We start from the raw sequence: 373 nt of genomic DNA on the forward strand, positions 1-373 counted from the left end.
TGTGATTCATCATTCCGACAGAGGAGTGCAATATCTTTCCATTCGCTATACCAATCGTTTAGAAGCAGCAAATTTACGAGCATCAGTCGGTACAACGGGTGATTCATACGATAATGCTTTGGCTGAAACGGTGAATGGCTTATACAAAACAGAGGTGATTGAATATCTAAAAGCAGATTGGCAAGGTTTAGCGGATGTACAACTTGCGACACTAAACTGGGTAGATTGGTTCAATAAAAAGCGTGTACACAGTGCACTGGGTTATGTATCGCCTTTTGAGTTTGAAGCAATGTACTATGATAAGATTAAACCGTTAGGTCAAGTGGCCTAACTTAAATAAAAAGTCTCCGACAAACCCGGTACGGTTCAAGAT

At 40.5% G+C, this 373-nt stretch carries 1 protein-coding gene; it reads left to right on the forward strand.

The window, feature by feature from the left end; translation table 11 throughout:
• On the forward strand, positions 1-331 hold a 331-nt coding region (locus VF675_RS13825), incomplete at its 5' end, for an integrase core domain-containing protein (RefSeq protein WP_440205401.1).
• Positions 332-373 lie beyond the last annotated feature (42 nt).

This window comes from Acinetobacter sp. Lyrl_1 (genome assembly GCF_051948795.1).
GTDB lineage: Bacteria > Pseudomonadota > Gammaproteobacteria > Pseudomonadales > Moraxellaceae > Acinetobacter > Acinetobacter towneri.